Source organism: Sphingomonas silueang, assembly GCF_040049155.1.
Taxonomy (GTDB): Bacteria; Pseudomonadota; Alphaproteobacteria; order Sphingomonadales; family Sphingomonadaceae; genus Sphingomonas; species Sphingomonas silueang.
This window is the reverse complement of record NZ_JBDZDK010000022.1, coordinates 1-20,986: the sequence shown is the minus strand read 5'-3', so window position 1 is coordinate 20,986 and position 20,986 is coordinate 1. Positions and strand designations below refer to the sequence as shown.

General features: G+C 62.2%; 18 protein-coding genes and 1 pseudogene. 10 read left to right on the top strand and 9 right to left on the bottom strand.

The window, feature by feature from the left end; translation table 11 throughout:
- Positions 1 to 54: 54 nt before the first annotated feature.
- A complete protein-coding gene (locus ABLE43_RS17020) occupies positions 55 to 5,181 on the top strand; it encodes a RecQ family ATP-dependent DNA helicase (RefSeq protein WP_348979574.1) in 5,127 nt (1,708 codons plus the stop codon).
- Positions 5,182 to 5,261: 80 nt separating this feature from the next.
- A protein-coding gene (locus tag ABLE43_RS17015; RefSeq protein WP_348979573.1) for an IS3 family transposase occupies positions 5,262 to 6,433 on the top strand; the annotation gives its coding sequence in 2 pieces (ribosomal slippage) (positions 5,262 to 5,526 and positions 5,526 to 6,433; 1,173 coding nt in all).
- 306 nt (positions 6,434 to 6,739) lie between these two features.
- On the opposite strand, the gene ABLE43_RS17010 is transcribed toward ABLE43_RS17015, so the two are convergent.
- The 3 genes from ABLE43_RS17010 to ABLE43_RS17000 all read right to left on the bottom strand — a co-directional run bounded on the left by ABLE43_RS17010 (position 6,740) and on the right by ABLE43_RS17000 (position 8,963).
- A complete protein-coding gene (locus ABLE43_RS17010) occupies positions 6,740 to 7,129 on the bottom strand; it encodes a type II toxin-antitoxin system VapC family toxin (protein ID WP_348979606.1) in 390 nt (129 codons plus the stop codon).
- A 14-nt stretch (positions 7,130 to 7,143) separates the two neighbouring features.
- Positions 7,144 to 7,410 carry an antitoxin gene (locus ABLE43_RS17005; protein ID WP_348979572.1) on the bottom strand — a complete coding sequence of 89 codons (267 nt, stop codon included), beginning with the start codon at positions 7,408 to 7,410 and terminating at the stop codon, positions 7,144 to 7,146.
- A gap of 539 nt (positions 7,411 to 7,949) precedes the next feature.
- On the bottom strand, positions 7,950 to 8,963 hold the full coding sequence (locus ABLE43_RS17000) for an IS110 family RNA-guided transposase (RefSeq protein ID WP_242122391.1): 1,014 nt from the start codon (positions 8,961 to 8,963) through the stop codon (positions 7,950 to 7,952).
- Positions 8,964 to 9,696: 733 nt separating this feature from the next.
- On the opposite strand from ABLE43_RS17000, the gene ABLE43_RS16995 reads away from it, so the two are divergent.
- On the top strand, positions 9,697 to 10,395 hold the full coding sequence (locus ABLE43_RS16995; RefSeq protein ID WP_348979571.1) for a hypothetical protein: 699 nt from the start codon (positions 9,697 to 9,699) through the stop codon (positions 10,393 to 10,395).
- A 166-nt stretch (positions 10,396 to 10,561) separates the two neighbouring features.
- On the opposite strand, the gene ABLE43_RS16990 is transcribed toward ABLE43_RS16995, so the two are convergent.
- A complete protein-coding gene (locus ABLE43_RS16990) occupies positions 10,562 to 11,191 on the bottom strand; it encodes an SOS response-associated peptidase (protein ID WP_348979570.1) in 630 nt (209 codons plus the stop codon).
- 46 nt (positions 11,192 to 11,237) lie between these two features.
- Positions 11,238 to 11,507, bottom strand: coding sequence for an HU family DNA-binding protein (locus tag ABLE43_RS16985; RefSeq protein WP_348979569.1), 270 nt, complete (start codon positions 11,505 to 11,507; stop codon positions 11,238 to 11,240).
- Between the two features lie 41 nt (positions 11,508 to 11,548).
- Between ABLE43_RS16985 and ABLE43_RS16980 the strand changes: the two genes are divergently transcribed.
- The 5 genes from ABLE43_RS16980 to ABLE43_RS16960 all read left to right on the top strand — a co-directional run bounded on the left by ABLE43_RS16980 (position 11,549) and on the right by ABLE43_RS16960 (position 18,418).
- Positions 11,549 to 11,725 (top strand): hypothetical protein, encoded by a 177-nt coding sequence (locus ABLE43_RS16980; protein ID WP_348979568.1) that lies wholly within the window; start codon positions 11,549 to 11,551, stop codon positions 11,723 to 11,725.
- Positions 11,726 to 12,571: 846 nt separating this feature from the next.
- Positions 12,572 to 13,159, top strand: coding sequence for an ImuA family protein (locus ABLE43_RS16975; RefSeq protein WP_348979567.1), 588 nt, complete (start codon positions 12,572 to 12,574; stop codon positions 13,157 to 13,159).
- Positions 13,074 to 14,867: a Y-family DNA polymerase gene (locus ABLE43_RS16970; RefSeq protein ID WP_348979566.1), complete on the top strand. Its 1,794-nt coding sequence runs from the start codon at positions 13,074 to 13,076 to the stop codon at positions 14,865 to 14,867. Before ABLE43_RS16975 ends, ABLE43_RS16970 begins: the two co-directional genes overlap by 86 nt.
- Positions 14,864 to 18,127: an error-prone DNA polymerase gene (locus tag ABLE43_RS16965; RefSeq protein ID WP_348979565.1), complete on the top strand. Its 3,264-nt coding sequence runs from the start codon at positions 14,864 to 14,866 to the stop codon at positions 18,125 to 18,127. Before ABLE43_RS16970 ends, ABLE43_RS16965 begins: the two co-directional genes overlap by 4 nt.
- Positions 18,128 to 18,157: 30 nt before the next feature.
- Entirely contained in the window at positions 18,158 to 18,418 is a 261-nt protein-coding gene (locus ABLE43_RS16960) for a hypothetical protein (RefSeq protein WP_231902921.1), read from the top strand.
- Positions 18,419 to 18,658: 240 nt separating this feature from the next.
- Here the strand turns inward: ABLE43_RS16960 and ABLE43_RS16955 are convergent, their stop codons facing one another.
- Entirely contained in the window at positions 18,659 to 18,871 is a 213-nt protein-coding gene (locus tag ABLE43_RS16955; RefSeq protein WP_348979564.1) for a ComEA family DNA-binding protein, read from the bottom strand.
- A gap of 79 nt (positions 18,872 to 18,950) precedes the next feature.
- Between ABLE43_RS16955 and ABLE43_RS16950 the strand changes: the two genes are divergently transcribed.
- Positions 18,951 to 19,214, top strand: a complete 264-nt coding sequence (locus tag ABLE43_RS16950) for a hypothetical protein (RefSeq protein WP_348979563.1) — start codon at positions 18,951 to 18,953, stop codon at positions 19,212 to 19,214.
- On the opposite strand, the gene ABLE43_RS16945 is transcribed toward ABLE43_RS16950, so the two are convergent.
- Positions 19,211 to 19,399: a helix-turn-helix transcriptional regulator gene (locus tag ABLE43_RS16945; protein WP_348979605.1), complete on the bottom strand. Its 189-nt coding sequence runs from the start codon at positions 19,397 to 19,399 to the stop codon at positions 19,211 to 19,213. The two genes, ABLE43_RS16950 and ABLE43_RS16945, sit on opposite strands and share 4 nt — an antisense overlap.
- 500 nt (positions 19,400 to 19,899) lie before the next feature.
- Positions 19,900 to 20,067 (bottom strand): hypothetical protein, encoded by a 168-nt coding sequence (locus tag ABLE43_RS16940; RefSeq protein ID WP_348979562.1) that lies wholly within the window; start codon positions 20,065 to 20,067, stop codon positions 19,900 to 19,902.
- 199 nt (positions 20,068 to 20,266) lie between these two features.
- On the opposite strand from ABLE43_RS16940, the gene ABLE43_RS16935 reads away from it, so the two are divergent.
- Positions 20,267 to 20,458 (top strand): hypothetical protein, encoded by a 192-nt coding sequence (locus ABLE43_RS16935; RefSeq protein WP_156442303.1) that lies wholly within the window; start codon positions 20,267 to 20,269, stop codon positions 20,456 to 20,458.
- Between the two features lie 3 nt (positions 20,459 to 20,461).
- Here ABLE43_RS16935 and ABLE43_RS16930 read toward each other — a convergent pair.
- Positions 20,462 to 20,986, bottom strand: a pseudogene (locus tag ABLE43_RS16930) (hypothetical protein); the annotation flags it as partial.

The following is a 20,986-nucleotide window of genomic DNA, read 5'->3' as shown; positions in this document are numbered from 1 at the left end:
CATGAGGCCGAACGCGAAACGTGCAAGTTGGCGCCGGTGCCTAGGGGGGCTTGGTTGAACGTTGCTGCAGTGTTAGCTCCCCCCTCAATTCAGTTGCTCGAACGCTGTGTCTCGATCGATCTCGAGGTGAACCCGAAGTCAGCTCAGATCTTTGCCGTCGCCGCTGTCCGCTATCGTGACCAAACGTGGATCCAGTCGGGCACTGAAGGAATGAGCCGGGCGCTTGATCAGTTAGAGGCGCGCCTGTCGGAAAGCGACCACTGCATCGGCCACAACATCCTACAGCACGATCTCCCGCACCTTGCTGCTATGCGTCCGAACCTCGCTAGGTTCTTCAAGGCGCCAATTGATACCTTGTGGCTCAGCCCCCTCGCATTCCCGGAGAACCCCTATCACCGTCTGGTGAAGCATCATGTGGATGGAAGGCTCGATGCAGGCCACATCAACGATCCTGAAAAGGATGCCAAACTGGTCTTCAGCGTTTTGCGCGACCAGCTGCAAGCCTTCGATGCCATGCGGGACAACGCACCTGATACGCTGACCGCGTACCATTTCCTGAGCACCCGAGCAGGCCGCTCCGCCGGGTTCGATGCCGTCTTCCAAGCCAGTCGCCGATCGCCTGCGCCGTCCGTTCACGAGGCGGAGCAAGCTATCCGCCGAATGCTCGAAACCCGTGCCTGCACACAGCGGACCGAGGAGTTGCTGGAAAAGATTAGTAGTCCGCGAAGGGCTTGGCCCACCGCATATGCGTTATCCTGGATCACCGTGGCAGGCGGCAACTCCGTGATGCCGCCATGGGTGCGAGCGCAATTCCGCGAGGCCTCAGACATCGTGACGCAGTTGCGCGATGCCGACTGCTGCAAACCGGATTGCACGTGGTGCCGCAAGATGAACGATCCCAGCGAAGCGCTTCGCCGCTGGTTCGGCTTCAACGCATTCCGACCGCATCCGGTCGACCGGCAGGGTCGCCCGTTGCAGGAGCGCATCGTTGAGGAGGCGATGCACGGCCAAAGCCTGCTCGGCATCCTTCCCACGGGTACCGGCAAATCGGTTTGCTATCAGATCCCTGCCTTGGCCAAGTTCGAAAAGGTCGGAGCGCTGACGGTTGTGATCTCACCACTGGTCGCTTTGATGAACGACCAGGTGCAAGGCATGGCCCGCGCCGGCATCTCGTCGGCTGTCACGATCAATGGAATGCTGTCGCTGCCGGAGAGGCAGAACATCCTTGACCAAGTGCGTATGGGGGATGCGAGCATTTTGCTCATCTCGCCCGAGCAGCTGCGGAGCGTCTCCGTCCGTTCGGTTCTCGGTCAGCGTGACGTGGGATTGTGGGTGCTGGACGAAGCCCACTGCGTCTCGAAGTGGGGTCACGATTTCCGTCCCGACTACCGCTATATCGGCCGCTTTATCAAAGAGTTTTCTGGCGATCGTCCGCCGGCCCCGGTTTTATGCCTCACGGCTACTGCCAAACCTGAGGTTGTGCGGGACATCCGCGAGCATTTCCAAGCCCGGCTTGGGACCGAGCTCCTGCTGCTGGACGGCGGCGCGGTACGCACAAATCTTACCTTCGAAGTCCGTCCGACAATGAGCAGCACCAAGCTTGGGGATATCCTGGGCGTGATTGAAGCCAAGCTGCCGGCGGAAGGCGCATCCGGGGCAGTGATCTATTGCTCATCACGCCGGCATACAGAGCTCGTGGCCGAGTTTCTGCAGGCGCAAGGGCTGGCGGCCGACTTCTTTCACGCAGGTTTAGCGCCGGATAAAAAGAAGGAGGTGCAGGAGCGTTTCCGTGTCGGAGAGCTGAGAATTATCGCGGCGACCAACGCCTTCGGCATGGGGATCGACAAGCCCGACATTCGTCTCGTGGTGCACGGTGACATTCCAGGATCTCTCGAGAACTACCTGCAGGAAGCCGGGCGCGCTGGCCGCGATCGCGAGCACGCCGACTGCGTGCTTCTGTTCGCGGATGACGATGTGGAGCGTCAGTTCACCTTGTCTGCGCGCTCCCGGCTTGCGCGACATGAAATTGGCGCGATCTTGAAGGCGCTGCGACGGCTCGACGATAAGACCACCAAGCACGGCAATGTGGTGGCGACATCGGGAGAGATCGTACGCGCTGAGCAGGACCACGAGTTCGAGCGCGATAAGCTGACCGACGACACTCGCGTGAAAACGGCCGTCTCATGGCTTGAAGAGGCCACGCTGCTGGCACGCGAAGAGAACCACGTCCGGATCTTCCCGGCATCACTCTCCGTCAGAACTCTCGAAGAGGCGCAGGACATCCTGTCAAAGGCCTCGATCACCGAAGCGAGATCCAAGCAACTTCTAAGCATCGTGCGCCATTTGATGAGCACTGCACCGGACGAGGGTGTCTCTACGGACGAATTGGTCGGCGTGAGTGGGCTGACGAACGGCGGATTGCCGAAGGCGATGCACGATCTGGAGGTTCTCGGGCTTGCCCGTAACGACATGGCGCTGACCGCCTTCGTCCATGTGGGAGTCGAGGGGCAATCGACCGAACGCTTCCGGCAGGCAAGCAGCCTGGAGGTCGCCATGATCGATGTCATGCGCGAGACCGAACCTGATGCGGAAGGCGAGGGAGCCTTCCCACTACATCTCTCCCAATTGTGCCAGAAGCTGCGCGGAGAGGGCCTAGAGAATACCCGGCCGGACATCATCGAAAAGCTCCTGCGTGGGATAGCCCAGGATGGGCGCGATCAGGATGGCGGAAAGGGTAACCTCGCCATACGAAAGCAGTCGCGCGACATTCTCTATGTGACGCTGCAGCGATCTTGGGACACACTTGCCCGGACCGCGGTGATCCGGCGCGATGGCGCGGAGAAGGCGCTCCAGCACTTAATCGGGAAGTTGCCAAAGGGAAAGCGCGGCAAGGACCTGCAAGTCGAGACCACGATGGGCGAGCTTATGTCAACGCTCACGTCCGATGCGTTCCTGCGCATGGAGGCCAAAGACCATACAAAGCTGCTTACGCGCGCGCTCCTGTGGATGCACGAGCAGGATGTCCTGGTGCTAGGCAAGGGCCTGACCGTGTTCCGCCCGGCCATGACGATCCATCTGAGGCCTGGGACGGGTGCATTTACGCAGCAGCACTTCATGCCGCTCGAGGAACACTACAGCGAAAAGACCACTCAGATCCATGTGATGGCTGCTTATGCGCGGAAGGGTCTCACTTCGATCGATCACGCTTTAAGGCTGTCCGAAGATTACTTCGTGCTCGATCGCGATGATTTCCTCGGCCGATGGCTGCCAGGCGAGAAGGCTGCCATACGGCGCCAAACCACGCCTGCCTCGTGGCAGACCATCGTCGAAGACCTGAACAACCCAGTCCAGCAGAAGATTGTCAGCGACGACCGCGAGCAGACCAACGTGCTGGTGCTGGCGGGGCCAGGCTCGGGAAAAACGCGGACCTTGGTGCACCGGATCGCCTATCTGATCCGGGTCAAACGCGAGAACCCTAGCGGCATTCTCGTGCTGAGCTACAATCGCCATGCAGTCACGGAAATCCGGTCGCGCTTGAGGCAGTTGATCGGAGATGACGCCAGAAACGTCACAATTTCGACCTGCCATGCGCTGGCGATGCGTCTTGTCGGTGCCAGCTTTGCCGGAGCTTCAGCGGGCAGCCATGACTTCGACAATGTGGTGCGCATCGCTGTCGACCATCTGCAAGGTGCAGGACTGAGCAAGAGCGATGCGGAAGCTCAACGCGATGCGCTGATCCAGGGCTATCGCTGGATCTTGGTCGACGAGTACCAGGATATCGGACCAGAAGAATATGCGCTGATTGCCGCAGTGGCGGGTCGCTCGCTCGACGATCCCGATTTGCGCCTGAGCTTGTTTGCCGTTGGTGACGACGATCAGAACATCTACGCCTTCGCGGGGGCGTCGGTCGAATACATCCGGCGGTTTGAGGCCGATTACAAGGCCAAGCCCGAGTTCTTGGTCGAGAACTACCGCTCAACCGCCCACATCATAAAGGCTGCGAACGCGGTCATCGCGCCCGCCGCCGAGCGGATGAAGCTGGGTCATGACATCATCATCGACCGCAAGCGTCGGAAAGCGCCAGCGGGAGGGGTGATGGCGCGCCTCGATCCCGTCGCGCACGGGCGGGTTCAAATCCTATCGTGCTCAGGCCACGCGAGTGACAGCGCCTGTGCGGCTATCGATGAGTTAGTGCGTCTGTCGCGCCTTGACCCCGAATGGAGCTGGGCGAAAACGGCAATCATCTCGCGGGATTGGCGACGCCTTGATCACGTGCGTAGTTATGCCGAGACGCTCGGCATTCCGGTCGAAATGGCGAATGAGAGCTTACCTAGCATCTGGCGCTTACGAGAGACGCAGAGGTTTGTGGACCTGTGTCGCGCTGAGCCGACGCGGCTGCTGAATGTCGGGGACATGCATCAGGTTCTCTCAGCGCAGGCAAACAATCGCTGGACAGAGTTGCTGTCGGAAGGATTGGCCGCTCTCGGTCGCGAAATCGGCGACGCACAGATGACGGTGCCGGATCTTATCGAATGGCTGGCCGAGTGGTGCTGCCATACAAGGGGAGATCAGCGCGGTCTTCTGCTACTCACCGCGCATCGGGCCAAGGGCCTGGAATTTGATGATGTCGTTATCCTCGACGGCGACTGGACCAGCACGTCACGAGACGAGGACATCGATGCTCCTCGCCGGCTGTTCTATGTAGCAATGACAAGAGCGCGCCGGAGCTTGTCTGTTTTCGCGCGCGACAAACATCCGTTCGTCCACGGGCCCCCGGAGGCCGTGCTCCGACGTCACATCCCATCCGAACCGCGGCAACTGGCCGGTGAACCCCACCGGTACCAACCGGCTGAAATGAGTCTGGTTGATCTTTCATTTGCCGGGCGCTTACCTGACTGGAATCCTACTCATGCGGCGATCGCGGCCGCAAAGGTTGGTGAGACGCTTCAGCTTGTCAAAGGTCCGAAAGGCTGGCTGATCCAAAACATGCATGGGCAGACGATCGGGCGCATGAGCAGATCCTTCCAAATACCCGAAGGATGGCAGGTTCACCGCGCGGAGGTTGGTGCGATAGTGCAATGGCGTAGAGCGGATAATCATCCGGATTATCACGACGGGCTCAAACGCGATGTTTGGGAGACTGTCTTACCGGATTTGAACTATGCTCAAGCAGAGCGCTGAGACAACTATCGCTTCTCTGAGCTGCCCCCTTCTGAGTGGTCCATCGACTATGACAGTCTGGATCGAGGAAGGGACGACGAATGCCAGCGAAGAAGCACAAGCCCGAGGAGATCATCGGCAAGCTGCGTGAGGTTGAGATCATGCTGGGCCAGGGCGGCACGACGGCCGAGGCATGCCGGCGCATCGCAGTCAGCGAGCAGACCTATTACCGATGGCGCAAGGAATATGGTGGTCTGAAGACGGATCAGGCGCGGCGGATGAAGGATCTGGAGAAGGAGAACCTCCGGCTGCGTCGCGCGATCTCGGACCTGACATTGGACAAGCTGATCCTGCAGGAGGCGGCGCGGGGAAACTTCTGAGCCCCGCACGGCGCCGGCGCTGCATCGACCAGGTGCGTGAGGTGCTGGATGTGTCCGAGCGACGGGTGTGCCGCGTCCTCGGGCAGCATCGGTCGACGCAGCGCAAAGTGCCGTGTGGGGCAGATGACGAGGAGGCGCTGACCGACGACATCGTCGCGCTGGCCAGGCAGTACGGGCGCTACGGCTATCGCCGGGTAACCGCACTGCTGCATGCGGCCGGCTGGTCGGTGAACCACAAACGGGTGGAACGGATCTGGCGACGCGAGGGGCTGAAGGTGCCTCAGCGACAGCCGAAACGTGGTCGGCTGTGGTTGAACGATGGCTCGTGTATTCGGCTGCGGCCGGAATATCCCGGGCACATCTGGGCGTACGACTTTGTCGAGGCACGGACGCACGACGGGCGCAAGTTCCGCATCCTCACGATCATCGACGAGGCCAGCCGCGAGTGCCTGGCGCTGGTGGTCGCCCGTCAGCTTCGCCACGAAGATGTGCTGGCGGCCCTGGCCGAGCTGTTCATTGACCGGGGCCCGCCTGCCCATATCAGATCGGACAACGGCAGCGAGTTCATCGCCACCGCAGTCCAGAAATGGCTTGGGCAGATCGGCGTGAACACGCTCTACATCACGCCAGGCTCGCCATGGGAGAACGGCTACAACGAGAGCTTCAACGGCTCGCTGCGGGATGAGCTGCTGAACGGCGAGATCTTCTACACCCTCGCTGAAGCCAGGGTGCTGATCGAGGCGTGGCGGCGTCACTACAACACTGTCCGACCGCACAGCAGCCTCGGCTATCGCCCACCCGCACCAGAAGCGGCGACGCCGCCATTGCCGGCCTCCGGTTCCGCTTCGCTCCACCTCCGACCGGCAATGGCGGCGGAGACGACAATGCACTAACTATCTACCCGGACCACCCGGTGGGGGCTGCTCATCTCCCGCTGGCATTTGCGCCGGAAAATTGTCGCCAAAAACTGGCGGTTTGTTGTTCCCGCTATTTAGAAAAGACACATTCTTCGCCAGATAGAAATGACACCTCTTGGTAGCAGCAGGGGCAGCGTGGAGCCATCCCACAGCGCAGCGCTGCCCCCGCTGATGCGGTGATCTCTCGGCCCCGGTCCCCGGACCCGCTGCGACAGCAGCGGGCTTGGTCATCCCGTGAGCGTTTTCCTACGAGGACAGGCCGTTGCGCGCCCGGCGAACGTATCAACCAATCCAGTTTTCGATGCGCAGACCTCGAATGCGTTGAAACTCACCTACGTTGGCGGTGACCAGCGTCGCGCCGAGGGCGTATGCGTGAGCCGCAATAAGAAGGTCATTCGGGCCGATCGATTTGCCGGCCGCCTCCAGTTCTGCACGGATGCCGGCATATTCGCCGTCGGCCGGGACATCGAGGGGCAGAATTTCGATGCTCGCGAGGATCGCCTCCACCTGTGCGAGCAGTCGGGGCGAGCCCTTCTTCGCGCACCCATAGCGCAGTTCGGCCGCAGTGATGATGCTGACGCATATCGCTTCGCTTCCAAGCGGTGCGATCCGCTCGAAGACGCGGCCCTGCGGGCTCCGCACGAGATCGGACACGATGTTGGTGTCGAGCATGTAACGGGTACGGCTCACAGATCGACATCCTTGAGCGGCAGCAGCGTGTCATCGAGATCGTCGGGAAAGGCATCGCTAGGATCAAGAGGAGATAACGATCGAAGCGTGTCGAGCAGGTTGGGTCGCGGTTCGGGCTCAATGATGAGTCGATCACCTTCCTTATGAATAAGGACACGGCTACCGAAAAACTCAAACTCGGCCGGAATGCGGACGGCCTGGCTCCGGTTGTTGCGGAATAGCTTGGCTTCGCGAATGTCGCGATGCAGGGCAGACTCAGCCATCTCAAGACCTCCATGGTATATGCCATGTATATACCATCATTGGCGGCGTTTTCAAAGGCTGCGAAACGTCCCCTGAGCACCGACTGAACTGATGGGGTGGATGCCCCCTTCGAGCGGCGTCGTATGATGCCGGACCGGCACCGGGAGGTGCCAAGCGAAGGAGGAGCAGATGACCGACGTCCACATCCTCGCCATCGACCTGGCGAAGCGCAGCTTCCAGATCTGCGCGACAGCGCCGGGAGGGGCGTGTGTGGATGCCCCCGGTTTTGCAAGGCGATTTTCCGACGTTCTGGCGGCTCGGCGCTTATATCGTTCGTGTGTCAGGCCTGTTCGCGTGGCTCATCGTTTGCCACTGGCCGGTATGCAGTTCGAAGAACGCGGTCCACATCGGTTCAGAGAGCTACGATGCTCGCGCCCCGGGACTGGTTTCCACGTCCTGAACATTGAAGTCCTTGCCGCATAATCGTCAGTCGATCTCCTTGCGAGGGCCGCGAAGCCCCCAGGCGCTTACCGGTTCGCTTCAGAGGAAGACGACCGGCTTACGCCATCCGATAATTCTCTTCTCGCGTCATCATCGCCCAGATCATGCGCGCCATCTTGTTGGCCAAGGCGACCGCAGCCACCATTCGCGGCTTGCGACCGAGCACATGGCCGAGCCAGTTGTCGGGCAGGACGCCTTTGCGGACGATCCATCTGATCCGGCTCATCGCGCCGACGATCAGCAGCTTGCGGATATCGGCCTGCCCCATCTTGCTGACCGAGCCGAGCCGCGTTTTGCCGCCGGTGGATCGCTGTCGCGGGACCAGGCCCAGCCACGCGGCGAAGTTCCTGCCGCTTGCAAAGGTCCGCAGATCCGGCGCGAAGGCCATGATCGCGCCTGCGGTCACGGGGCCGACCCCCGGCACCGTACACAGCCGACGCATGGCGTCGTCAACCTTGGTCGAGTGAACGAGCTTCGAGTGCAGCTCCTCGATCTTGTTCGTGAGCAACGCGATCTGGTCCAGGTAGAGGCGTGCGACATCGCGAACCGCGTCGGGAAGGTCGATCGCGCCGTCGTCAATCATCCCGACGACTGACTTCAGGTTCGCAGGCCCTTGCGCCACGACCAGGCCGAACTCGGCCAGGTGGCCACGGAGCGCATTGATCAACTGCGTGCGCTGACCGACGAAGGATTGATGCGTTCGAAAGGCGACGGCACGGGCTTGATGCTCGGCGCTCTTCACCGCCACATAATGCAGGTTCGGTCGAACAGCCGCTTCTGCGATCGCTGCGGCGTCCGCTGCATCGTTCTTCTGCCGTTTGACGAACGGCTTTACGTAGATCGGCGGGATTAGGCGAACGTCATGCCCCAGCGCTTGCGCAAACCGGCCCCAGAAGTGGCTCGTGGCACAGGCTTCCATCGCGACGATGCATGGCGCCTGCTCGCGCAGATGCGTCTCGAGCTTGGCCCGCGACACGGTCCGGTTAAATAGAACCGCCCCTCCCGGCGCTGTCGCGCAGATCTGGAAGCTGCGCTTCGCCAGGTCGATGGCGAGGATGTGGACGTCGGTCATCTGCTCCTCCTTCGCTTGGCACCTCCCGGTGCCGGTCCGGCATCATACGACGCCGCTCGAAGGGGGCATCCACCCCATCAGTTCATAAGCCTGTCACCTTCGCGACAGCTGAGGAGGCGCAATCGGCATTAGACGACAGCCTATCGGTTATCATTCGGAGATTCGGTAAAGAAGATTCTGAAACATTCGAGGTCTATGGTTGCGAATGCGAGTATGGCAGTATGTCTGTAGACCAAACGCAAAAGCCGGGGCCGCCACGTCCGTCCGGAACGAGGATCTCGACGGCGCTTAGGCCCGGACTGACTCTTGCTGGTGGCGAGCGTGAGAAGATACAATTCGAGAGGGCGGTTGGTGCCTTTGTAGAAGGGGTCGCCGACTTTGTTCGTGAGCATCGCCTTCTTGAAAGCCACACTGCAGAGGAGATAACGGACGCTTTGTTCTCGCCGGAATCCTTTATACTAAAACAGCTAAGGTGGGCACGAACGTGCTTAGGCGGGGTGCCGCGGACAATGGCATTCCAAGTGCCGATTAGGGTAGTGGCCGAGAGACCAATCGAGTTCTACTACGACTTCGAGGCACACGTTGTTTCTGAAGCCGGCCTGAAATAGGCATTTCAGAGGTGCATTAGTCAGCCGCTCCTGGTCATCTACGCTGGACTATCAGGTAGCACCCTATGCGGATAAGAGGCCGATTGGGAATGGGCAGGTCCTCGGGGACGAGCAGAAGGGGCTATATGAAACGTGTCCACCAGTCAGGCGCGCGGGTATTTTTCGGGCTACATCAGAAGGTGCCGGTTTTAACAGCTGGGGTCATATTGCCGCTTATCTATCTAGCCGCACTTACGGTGCCGCTGCAGGCGATGTTGGCTATTCTTAATAATGTTTCCGGAATAGAATCAGACGCGACAAAAGTTAGCTTGCCCTGTACGGCGAAGGCGCTTCTTTTTTCATCAGGCGTGCTGACCGCTCTAGCTTCATTGCTTGCTGGTGGCCTAGCAAAATGGATGTACCCGAAATGTAATAGCCGCATCGTGCTACTGATACATATCACCGCTGGTGCAGGAGCCTTTCTGGTCGCTGCCTCGATGGTCAGGGAGGTTCAACCCGATCTGTCGAATGCAAATGCCGGAGACAACGTTTGGCTCTTGAGCTATCTTGCTTTCTGGCTGTTGATGGCCGGCTACATGCTCAAAGCGCCATGGGATGAGTCACGCGATCGAGTAAATACGTGGATTGGGAAGGTTTCGGCGAGATACATGGTAGCTGACGAGCCAAAGACTGTTCTGAATGAGGGAAACGCGAAGGCGGTCGCGTGGATGATTGGCAAGCTAACCGATCAAGAAGTGACGGAACTTTATCAGATGGTCAATCGAGCAGGGCCGATCGCCGACCTCGCAGCTCACACTATGATTACCCGAAAGATCGACCTCTAACGTGCGGCCTCCCGTTCACTGGTGATGCCCGGATCCTCGTACAGGTCCCACAGCACCTTCAGCCAAAGAGCACCTCATCAGCGCTGCCATCGGTGCTCGGCTGCACCGTAAATCATATGGCAGCGTTGGCAGAACGCCCATGGGTTAGCCGGCTCGCTGTTGCGCGTCAGTCTTGCCGAAGGGCCATAAGCTGAGAAGGATAAGAGGAAACTATATCAATCAAGTCGTTCCATGGGGCTTCTAGCCAGCGCGTGTAATCCTCATCATGTAGTATGACGGGCATTGCCTTGGGGTGTATCGGAGCGACGATTGAGTTTGGCTCCGTGGTAAGAAAACCAAAGGCGTTGCCCCGCTCCGTTGGCCGCCAGATGCCAGCGAACGCGAAGATCGGGCGGCTTGGTACGTCAAACCAGTGGAGCGGCTTTCTACCATCCTCACCTGGAACCTGACCGTATTCCGAGAACGATGTCACGGGCACCAAGCAACGCCTCGCTGGTTCTTTCAACATCGAAGCCCAAAATGGTGAGCGCAAATTGCGTACGTTAGTCACGTACTTTGTTAGCTTTGCCGCAGGGTCGCGCTTGCTAGGTACCTGCGTGGGCACGCCCCACTCCATACGCTCGATGAGGCGATCGTCGCCATCCTGCACGATGACGGCACCATAGAAGGGCGTCTTCTTTCCGGTCGGGAAGATATCCCCGGTCGGAAATGTCTCATCGACCTCATAGGGAGGGCGGATGCCGAACGTCGCAGCTACCTCGGCTTCCTTTGCCGTCAGCCTGTACCGATTACACATCCGCGCCTCCTGTCGGCGCCGGCGACCGATCGCCGGCGCATGCTCGTCAGAGCTTGTCCTTCAGGCCCTTGGCGGCGGTGAACGACACCTTCTTCGACGCCGCGATCGTCATGGCTTCGCCGGTCGCCGGGTTGCGGCCCTGACGCTCCGGCCGATCCTTGACGGCGAACTTCCCGAAGCCAGGGATCGAGACTTCATCGCCCTTCGCTGCCGCGTCCGCGATCTGATCGAAAACCGCCGTGATCGCCTTCTTGGCATCGGCCTCGCTCGAACCCGTCGACGCTGCGACGCCCTTGGCCAGCTCACTCATGTTCATGTTATTCATGCTCCCTAGGAAAACGATCGGGATCCTTACCCATGACGAGCGACGACACAAAGACCGTGCTGGATGACGTGAACGCCCGGGCGGTTGCGCTGATGCTCGACAAGCTCGAGGACCACGACGTCACCTTGATCTATGAGACGGTCGGCGGGGTAGGGCCGATCGCTGACCTCGCTGCGGACGCGATGCATGCCAGGAACATCGATTTATAGGTGCCGGACGTTGGTGCGGCTAGATCGCGACGACGGCTCCCGTCACGTTGGTTGGTTCCCCAAGGTCCACTGATACGGCTTCCGATCGAACGCCTGACACCGCGATTTGTCTGACTGCGGCATAGGGATGCGGAGGTACTCGACCGATTGCGCCTGCCGCTGGATGGTCAACCTCACACGGTTGCACCCATGCGAGGGAGGGTCACTTTCCGCGACTACGGTCTCCGCATTCCACGACCTGATCGGGTATTCGTCGGTATGCAGGAATACGGACCGCGCGGCGCCAAGGTTCGATAGATCGGCGATGCGGCAGGAGCCTTGGCCTCGCCGGCACTCGATGTGCAGGAAGGTCCGGCCGTCCATATCTGGACCCACGAGCGTTCCCTCGGCCGAGATGAACCCGGTGTCGCTCGCCCGGTCGTCCCTGTCGTCATAGAAGGTCTTCGGCGCGTACCGGACGGGCCGATCCTCAGCCTTCTTCAAGAGCCAAAGGGACGCCGCAACCCCGATAACGGCAGCTGTCCCGAACCCAGCGGCGAAGCTCCGAACACTCAAGCGACGATCCCCCGTACCTCCCCGTGACCGGGTACAATGCGCTGAACCGATCGAGATGGGCTTGACCAACGCGGCTCGGTAACGGAACATAAAGGGAACGAGTAGAGTCTAACCCTTATGCCTGCCGCCCTTGATTCATCAGCGCCGACCATAGCGCATCTTCGGACGATCGCCACACCCGCGACCGACTTCCGCATCATGCCTTTCGGCGTCGACGCGATCGACGGGCGGCTTGGGGCAGGGGGCCTTCGCGCTGGCGCGCTACACGAGGCGACAGCGCAGAGTGCCACGATGGTCGACGACGCGGCAACGACGCTCTTCCTCGCCAGCATCGCCGCGCGTGAAGCTGCTGCGACAGGCGGGCCAGTGTTGTGGGCGAGCTGCCGCGCTGACCTGTATGCGCCGGCGCTGGAGCAGATTGGGCTCCCGGCTGCGGCCGTGATCCACGCCCAACCGCGCGACGACGCGGCCCTTCTGGCAGTGATCGAGGACGCGGTGCGCGACGGCACACCGTCTGCCATCGTCGCGGAGGCGAGCAAGGTTTCCATGGTGGCAACACGCCGCCTGCAGTTGGTCGCGGCCGAGGCTGACATGCCGGTCCTGCTTTTGCGCCGTCGACGCGGTCTCAACGAGGATCCAATTGCCCAACCATCTGCGGCCTGGACCCGCTGGCGGATCGGCACCGCACCGTCTGAGCGGCTTGAGGTCGCGGGTGTAGGAAGGGCGAGATGGGCGGTGGAGTGCGCTCGCCAGCGTGGGGGTGAGGGGTTCTCCCTGATTGTGGAGGGCAGCGATGAGACGGGTCGTCTCGCTGTTCCTGCCGGACTTAGCCATCGAGCGGCTGAGACGGTTGGAACGGTCCGCTTCGCAGCAGCCTGAACGGCCTGTCCTCGAGCTGCCGGTAGATGACGACCCCGGCTCCTGTTCGGTGCCGCGGGGCGGCGGTTGGCGGCCAGGTGCGCGGTGGGCACGCGAAGGCCTGCCTTCCCGCGCCGACGTCGAGACGCAGATCGCGGCGCTGCCAACGCATGCGCAGCCGCCTATGCGCGAGCTTGGCCGGCGATCGGAGGCAGCAAGCCACCCTTATAAGACCGTGATCGCAGGGCATCAGGCGCCAAAAGCATCGCCGTTGGATATTAAAACCCATGGCTTTCCACCCTTGGCGCTTATCGGGAAGGCTGGCCGGCGCGAGGAGGTGGTTGCTGCCTGCGAAGGCGCACGGGCGCTTGGCATCCATCCCGGCATGGCTGCGACCCATGCACGCGCGCTCGTATCGGATCTCGATTTCCGTCCGGCCGAGCCGGAGGCTGATGCTGCACTCCTCGACCGCTTGGCACTGTTCGCGGTTCGGCGCTGGTCGCCGATTGCTGCTGTCACGCCCGCCGATGGGCTCTGGATCGACCTTGCTGGCTGCGCGCATCTGCATGGTGGTGAGGAGCGGTTCTGCAGGCGGCTGATCGCCTTCTGCCGTCGTGCCGGCTTCACCGCACGCGTGGCCGTCGCTGATACGGCAGGGGCGGCCCATGCCCTCGCTCGCTTCGGCCACAGCGAGCTGACCCGCGTCGAGCCGGGTGCAACCGCCAGTGCGATCTCGCCGCTGCCGATCATCGCCTTGCGCTTGGCGCCGAGCGCCATCAGCGCTGCCAAACGCTTCGGCTTCGAGACAGTAGCGGATCTGCTGCCGGTCGCGCGTGGGCCACTGGCGCGTCGGCTCGGTCTGCCGGCAATCACGCGTCTGGACCAGGCGCTCGGCGCCGTGGCCGAGCCAATCACCCCGCGCGAGGATGCCGAAGTTCCGATAGTCGAGCGTCGCCTCCTTGAGCCGATCGGCACGGCCGAGGCGATCGAACAAGTCATGGGCGACCTGCTGAGTGACCTTGCGCAGGTCCTGCAGGCGCGAGGCTTGGGCGCACGAGCGCTCCGCCTCACGGCCTTGCGCGTCGACGGCACGGAACAGGTCGTGGGCGTCGGCACGTCGCGCCCGACGCGCGAGGTATCGCACCTCCTCAGGCTCCTGAAGCTCAGGATCGAGCGGATCGACCCTGGCATGGGCCTCGAGCAATTCTGGCTGGTCGCGCCGCATACCGAACCGCTGGATGCGGTCGACCTTGGCGCCGTCCTCGCCGGCGAGGCGCTGGTGCGGGACCCGGCGCGCCTTGTCGACGTCATCGCCGGCAGGATCGGAGGCTATGCCGTCTACCGGCTTGCGCCTGTCGAGAGTCATGTGCCGGAACGGGCCGTCACCCGCTCCGACCCAGTAGAAATGCCAGGATCATGGCCCGCGTGGAAGCGCCCGATCCGCCTCTTTGCCCGGCCGGAACCGCTGGCGCACGTGATTGCGCTGATGCCGGACCAGCCACCACGTCGGTTCGAGTGGCGTGGCAAGACCTACAAGATCGTCGCCGGCGACGGCCCTGAGCGCGTCCACGGCGAGTGGTGGCGCCGTGACGCCGAGGTGTGGGCGGTGCGTGACTATTACCGCGTCGAGGACGAGGCGGGCGGCCGCTACTGGGTTTTCAGGCGGGGTGACGGTTTCGAAGACGAGACTGGCGACCTTTCCTGGTGGATGCACGGGGTCTTCGGATGACCCACTATGTCGAGTTGCAGGTGCTCACCCACTTTTCGCTCCTGCGCGGCGCATCGTCGCCTGAGGAGCTCTTCGCGGCCGCGGCGCTGCTCGGCTACCCGGCGATCGGCGTCAGCGACATCGGCACCGTTGGTGGTGTGGTGCGTGCATGGGAGGCGCAGAAGGCCACAGGTGTCCGCTCGATCGCGGGCACGCGCGTCGATCTGTCCTGCGGCCGGCGCTTGTTGCTCTATCCGACCGACCGGCCCGCCTGGTCGAGGATCACGAGGCTGCTCACCGTCGGCAAGAAGCGGGCAGGCAAGGGCGGATGCCTCCTCCACTGGCACGACCTCGAGCCGTGGTCGGAGGGTGTCGTCGCCATCCTGTTACCGCACGAGGCGGACGAGGAAAACCTGGCGGCGCTGAAGGACCTGAAGGCGATCTACGGGCGTCGCGGCTATATGGCCCTGTTTCAGCGGCGTCGGCCGGGGGACGCGGTCCGCATCGATGCGCTGGCGCGGCAGGCAGGCGGGGCAGGGGTCCGTGCCGTTGTGACCGGGGATGTGCTCTACCATGCGCCCGAGGCACGCCTGTTGCAGGACGTCGTCACCGCAGTGCGCGAGAAATGCACCGTCGACGAGCTCGGCTATCGCCGGGAGGTGAACGCGGACCGGGCGCTCAAGTCGCCCGACGAGATGGTCCGGCGATTCCGCGCCTATCCGGACGCGCTACAGGCCAGCGTCGACATTGCGCGCATCTGCACTTTCGACCTTGGCGAGCTGGCCTATCAGTACCCGCACGAGCGCCTGATCGAAGGGCTGTCAGCGCAGGAAGCCTTGGAGAAGCTGGCGACCGAAGCGGTCGAGCGGATGTTCGACGGCAACGTGCCGGAGCCCTACACGACGCAGATCGCGCATGAGATGCGGCTGATCGGCGAGCTTGGCTACGCACCGTACTTCCTCACCGTGTACGCCATCGTGCGCGAGGCGCGTCGGCGCGGGATCCTCTGCCAAGGCCGCGGCTCGGCCGCAAACAGCTGCGTGTGCTTCGTGCTCGGCGTCACCTCGATCGATCCGATCAAGCATGAGCTGCTGTTCGAGCGCTTCGTGTCGGGGGAGCGCCGCGAACCGCCCGACATCGACGTCGACTTCGAGCACGAGCGCCGCGAGGAGATCATCCAGTGGATCTATGAGACCTACGGTCGCAACCACTCCGCGCTGACGGCGGTCGTGACGCGATACCGCGCGCGCGGCGCGGTGCGCGACGTCGGCAAGGCGCTTGGCCTGCCTGAGGACCTGACCTCCTCGCTGGCGGGGCTGGTCTGGGGCTGGTCGGCCGAAGGCGTCGGCGAGAAGCAGGTCGACGAGCTCAACCTCGACATCGCCGATCGCCGGCTGCGCCTGACGCTCGACCTCGCGCGCAAGCTGATCGGCGTGCCGCGTCACATGTCGCAGCACCCGGGCGGCTTCGTGCTGACCCATGATCGCCTCGACGACCTAGTGCCGATCGAGCCCGCTGCGATGGAGGATCGGCAGATCATCGAGTGGGACAAGGACGACATCGACTCCCTCAAGTTCATGAAGGTCGACGTCCTCGGCTTGGGCATGCTCGGCTGCATGAACCGGGCCTTCAACCTACTCGAACAGGACAAAGGCATTCGGGTTGGATTGGCCGACCTGCAGGACGATGACCCGGCCGTCTACGCCATGATCCAGAAGGCTGACACGCTCGGCACCTTCCAGATCGAGAGCCGCGCGCAGATGAGCATGCTGCCGCGCATGAAGCCACGCCGCTTTTATGACCTCGTGATCCAGGTCGCGATCGTGCGGCCGGGGCCGATCCAGGGTGACATGGTCCACCCGTACCTTCGCCGGCGTGAGGGGCTGGAACGGCCGGAGTACCCGCGCCCGGAGCTGCGCGCGGTGTTGGAAAAGACCCTCGGCGTTCCCCTGTTTCAGGAGCAAGCCATGAAGGTCGCCATCGTCGGCGCGGGCTTTACGCCGGCCGAGGCGGACCAGCTGCGCCGCGCCATGGCCACCTTCAAATTCACCGGCGGGGTCAGCCATTTCAGCGAGAAGCTGATCGAGGGCATGGTCGCACGCGGCTATCCCCGCGACTTCGCCGAGCGCACCTTCCGCCAGCTTGAGGGCTTCGGCTCCTACGGCTTCCCCGAGAGCCATGCCGCCAGCTTCGCCAAGATCTCCTATGCGAGCAGCTGGATGAAACACCATCATCCGGACGTATTCTGCGCCGCGCTGATGAACGCGCAGCCCATGGGCTTCTACGCGCCCGCACAGATCGTCCGCGACGCGCGCGAGCACGGGGTCGAGGTGCGGCCACCTTGCGTCAATGCGAGCCGGTGGGATTGCACGCTCGAGCGAACAGGCGGGCGCTACCTAGCGGTGCGGCTTGGCCTGCGGGTGATCCGCGGCCTGTCGAACGCTGACGGGGCGAAGATCGTCTCCGCGCGCAGCACCACGGCATATGACTGCGTCGAAGATGTCTGGCGCCGGTCTGGCGCGCAGCGCGCAGCAATCGAGAAGCTGGCGGATGGCGATGCCTTCCACAGCTTCGGCGCCGATCGCCGGCAGGGGCTATGGAAGGTGAGGGGGCTCGGCGAAGCCCCGCTGCCGCTCTTCGCCGCGGCGGATCGCGCGGCCGAGACATTGAGCGCGGAAGGGATCGAGCCAGAGGTGCAGCTGCGGGCGCTGACCGATGGCCGTGAGGTGATCGAGGATTATCGCAACCTGCAGCTGTCGCTCCGCGCTCATCCGCTTACGTTCGTGCGTGATGAACTGACACGTCGCGGCGTGACACGCTGCGCGGATCTCGCCAGCGTCCGCGACGGCCGCCATGTCGAGGTCGCCGGCATCATCCTCGTGCGCCAGAAGCCCGGTTCCGCGAAGGGTGTGCTGTTCATCACGATCGAGGACGAGACCGGCGTCGCCAACGGCATACTTTGGCCCGACCGCTTCGAGGCGCAGCGCCGGACCATAATGTCGGCCTCCATGGTCGGTCTAAAGGGGCGCGTGCAGAAGGAAGGCGAGGTGATCCACGTCATCTGCGACCGGATCGTCGACCATGGCGACCTGCTGCACCGTGTCGGAGATATGTCCTTCCCGCACCGCACCGGGCGCGGCGATGCCGGCCAACATCCAGGCTCACCGGATCGCGGGGAAAAGGGATGGCAGCCTGAGCCGCGCAACCAATACTGGCCGCCTCACGCGGACGGTAAGGATCCTGAGGACGTCGTGCGCTTCAAATCGCACGACTTTCACTAATCCGTGTCGACGCTGCCTCGGCACCAGCGCGTGGTGATCGCGCTGTCGGTGCACATCCTGCGTGCCGGCGTCGCCAGGTGTTCGGAGACGACGGTCGACGGCATGGAAGTCCGTCTCGCGCTACGCTGTCTTCTGCCCCACTGTCCGGAGCGTTGGCCCCTCGAGCTCTATTGGGATGCAGCATCCCAGACGAACGAAATTGGCAGAGCCCAAGGCGTGACGGCCGCGTTTAACGGGATCGTTCGCCAGCTTCGCAAGGCGGGACGGTATGAGGACGTGTCACCGCTGTGAGCAAACGGCCGACGATCGAGGCACCGTACAGAACGCTCGGTGAATGGGCGACCGATCGCGCCGACATGCGGATTGCATGCGTCTGCGGTCGGAGCATGAACATGCCGGCAGGCCAAATCCTCGAACGGTTTCATGGCGACGGTGACGTCGCATCCAAGGTCATTCGATTGCGATGCCGAGGATGTGGTCGCCGTGGCCATGCTTCTGTATCGTCGGTGCCGATCCTGCGCCGCTAAGGCATCAGGCGTCGCCCACGGTCAGGGCAGACCTTCCGCCGTCCGCCTTTCCGGCCATGCCGGGCACCTCATCAAGCTGACGAAGATCGGTGAATTTGCCACGCTCCTCACGGTAGCGCACAATCTCAAAACCATGGCCTTTAAGCTCGGGGACGGCATCCAGCTGCTCGGCCGTCGCAGTGTTCACGTTGCCGAGAGATGTGTCGCTCATGGTCATCCTTTTCGTTCGCCGGTAGCAAACCGATAGGAGCCCTTCCCGGTTCAGACTGCCGCACAACGGCGAGAAAGGGTGACCAATGGCCAACCATGACGCTCCGGAAGACACGAACGATATTCGGGCGCTGCTCGCCCATTTGCTCGCTGGCGTCACTGGCAAGCCCGAAGCGCACTGGGAAAAGCTGATAGGCGAGGTGACGGCTTTGCCCATCGTATTCAATCCCCGGTCAAATTGGACGATTGATCCGAGCGGCACGATGAAGGAGATCGACGCCATTGCGAAAGCCGCAGAGGTTGTGCGCCAGGCACATCCCTACGTCCCGTCACCGAAAACCTTGACCTAGTCGCCGAAGATTTCGGCAATCGGTCGACTGAAAAGGCGTGCAATCTGGAACGCGCTAGACAACGATGGATCGTGCTTCCCCGTTTCGATCGCGTTGACCGCTTGTCGTGAGATCTGAAGCCTTTCAGCGAGCTGTGCTTGGCTCCAACCACGCTCTTTGCGGAGGACCTTCAGCCTGTTGCAAATACCCGCCACGGCTTAGAAGGTGACAACAACGGCTTGGCGGACGAGCCGCTGAGCGCTTGGTGAGGTTGACCGGGCACCTGGCGAGCGTTGTGTTGGTCGTGGCGCACTCACCATCTGAGCGACTGAGCTATAACTGACAGGGTGGATGCCGTCTTGTGTACGAACGGCGTCCAGGTGCACGACCGTATCGCCGAAGGTCACGGCAATAGTCCTGACGATCGCTGAGGCAGCCGGGTTATACGGCGCGATCCAAACGACCTGGGACGCAGTGGTTCTACGCCGGATGACGTCCAGATTTCGAAGAAGCTTAGGGCTGCGCGGATCGTTCGAACCGAGAGCTATGACAACGAGGCTGGCAGACAACGTCTCAGGGGAAAACCGCAGCGCGTCACTGGAAGATGCGCCAACACGAGCGCGCATCTCGCACTGAATGCCCGACATCGCCAACGCTGCGGCGGTGCCAACTGCGGTGCTGTCACCGAGGATCAGACAGAACGGGATCATTTGTGACCCAGCAGGGCCAGTACGATAGCGAGCGACATGACGAACAGGGAAAGCCAGATGGCGATCTGCCCGTAGATGTGGAGTACCACACCTACCCAGGAGTGCCGCTTTCGAAGCAAGATGCCGCTGCCGACGGCGATGAAGAAGGCGATGATAGTAGGCATCGTTATCGATGGTGATCTATTCAACGATGCCTCTGCCAACGGGAAGAGTCCGATCATCATAACCAGGAGCCAAGAAAACCCTAGCAGCGCACCGTCAAACACCTGTCGCGCTGACGGGTTTTCGTTATGAACTCCGGTGCGGCGAACGCCTTGATGGCCATTAACAAACGCTGTATCCTTGCGGCGGGAGCAATGTGCCATGGCCTACGACCTCACCCAGTACCTGATTACGCGAGACCAGAGCGGCTCTGGCGGCGTGATCGCGACGCCGGCGTCTGAAATCCCGGCTGTTGAAGCTCCGGCTGCGGATGCACCACGAAGCCATCAGCTTGCCTATTTGGCAGTCTACGGTGCATGTTTCGTCGGCCTCCTTCTTTGGTTCTGGAGTTAGGCTTCACTTCCTCAGCGAGGGGTCGACGAAGAAACCCTTTCCAAGCTTTTCGTCGATCTCTGCCTTCACGGGCTGCGCAGCCATAACGGTAGAAGAGCGCTGCGCCGTAGCCAGACTACGCGCATCCTGCACCTTGCCCGACCCTGCCTCAATCGCCTCGGCCGCAGCGACGGGTGCGGCTGACTGCCCAGGGCCGCCAGCATCTATCAGGCCGCCGGGCTTATACATCTTCTCTATGGCTCCTGCGCCGGCCAGCGCCGGACCACTCAGCTCATGCGGGTCATTTAGATGGAGCTGGCCCTGTACCTCGTTGAACATACCTTCCTGACGTTCAGAGAGGAACTTCGCGATCAAGGTATCGCGCACCTGCCGGCGATGACCGGTCAGGCCAACTTCATGAAGCCCTGTCAACGGCGGTCTAATTTCCGGCCAGCGTGGCGGAGTAAAAGCAGGCCACTGATGATGCGCGCGGATGATATGCAAAGGGCCCCGATCGGGGCCCTTTGCATATTTGCCGTTTTGCGGCGG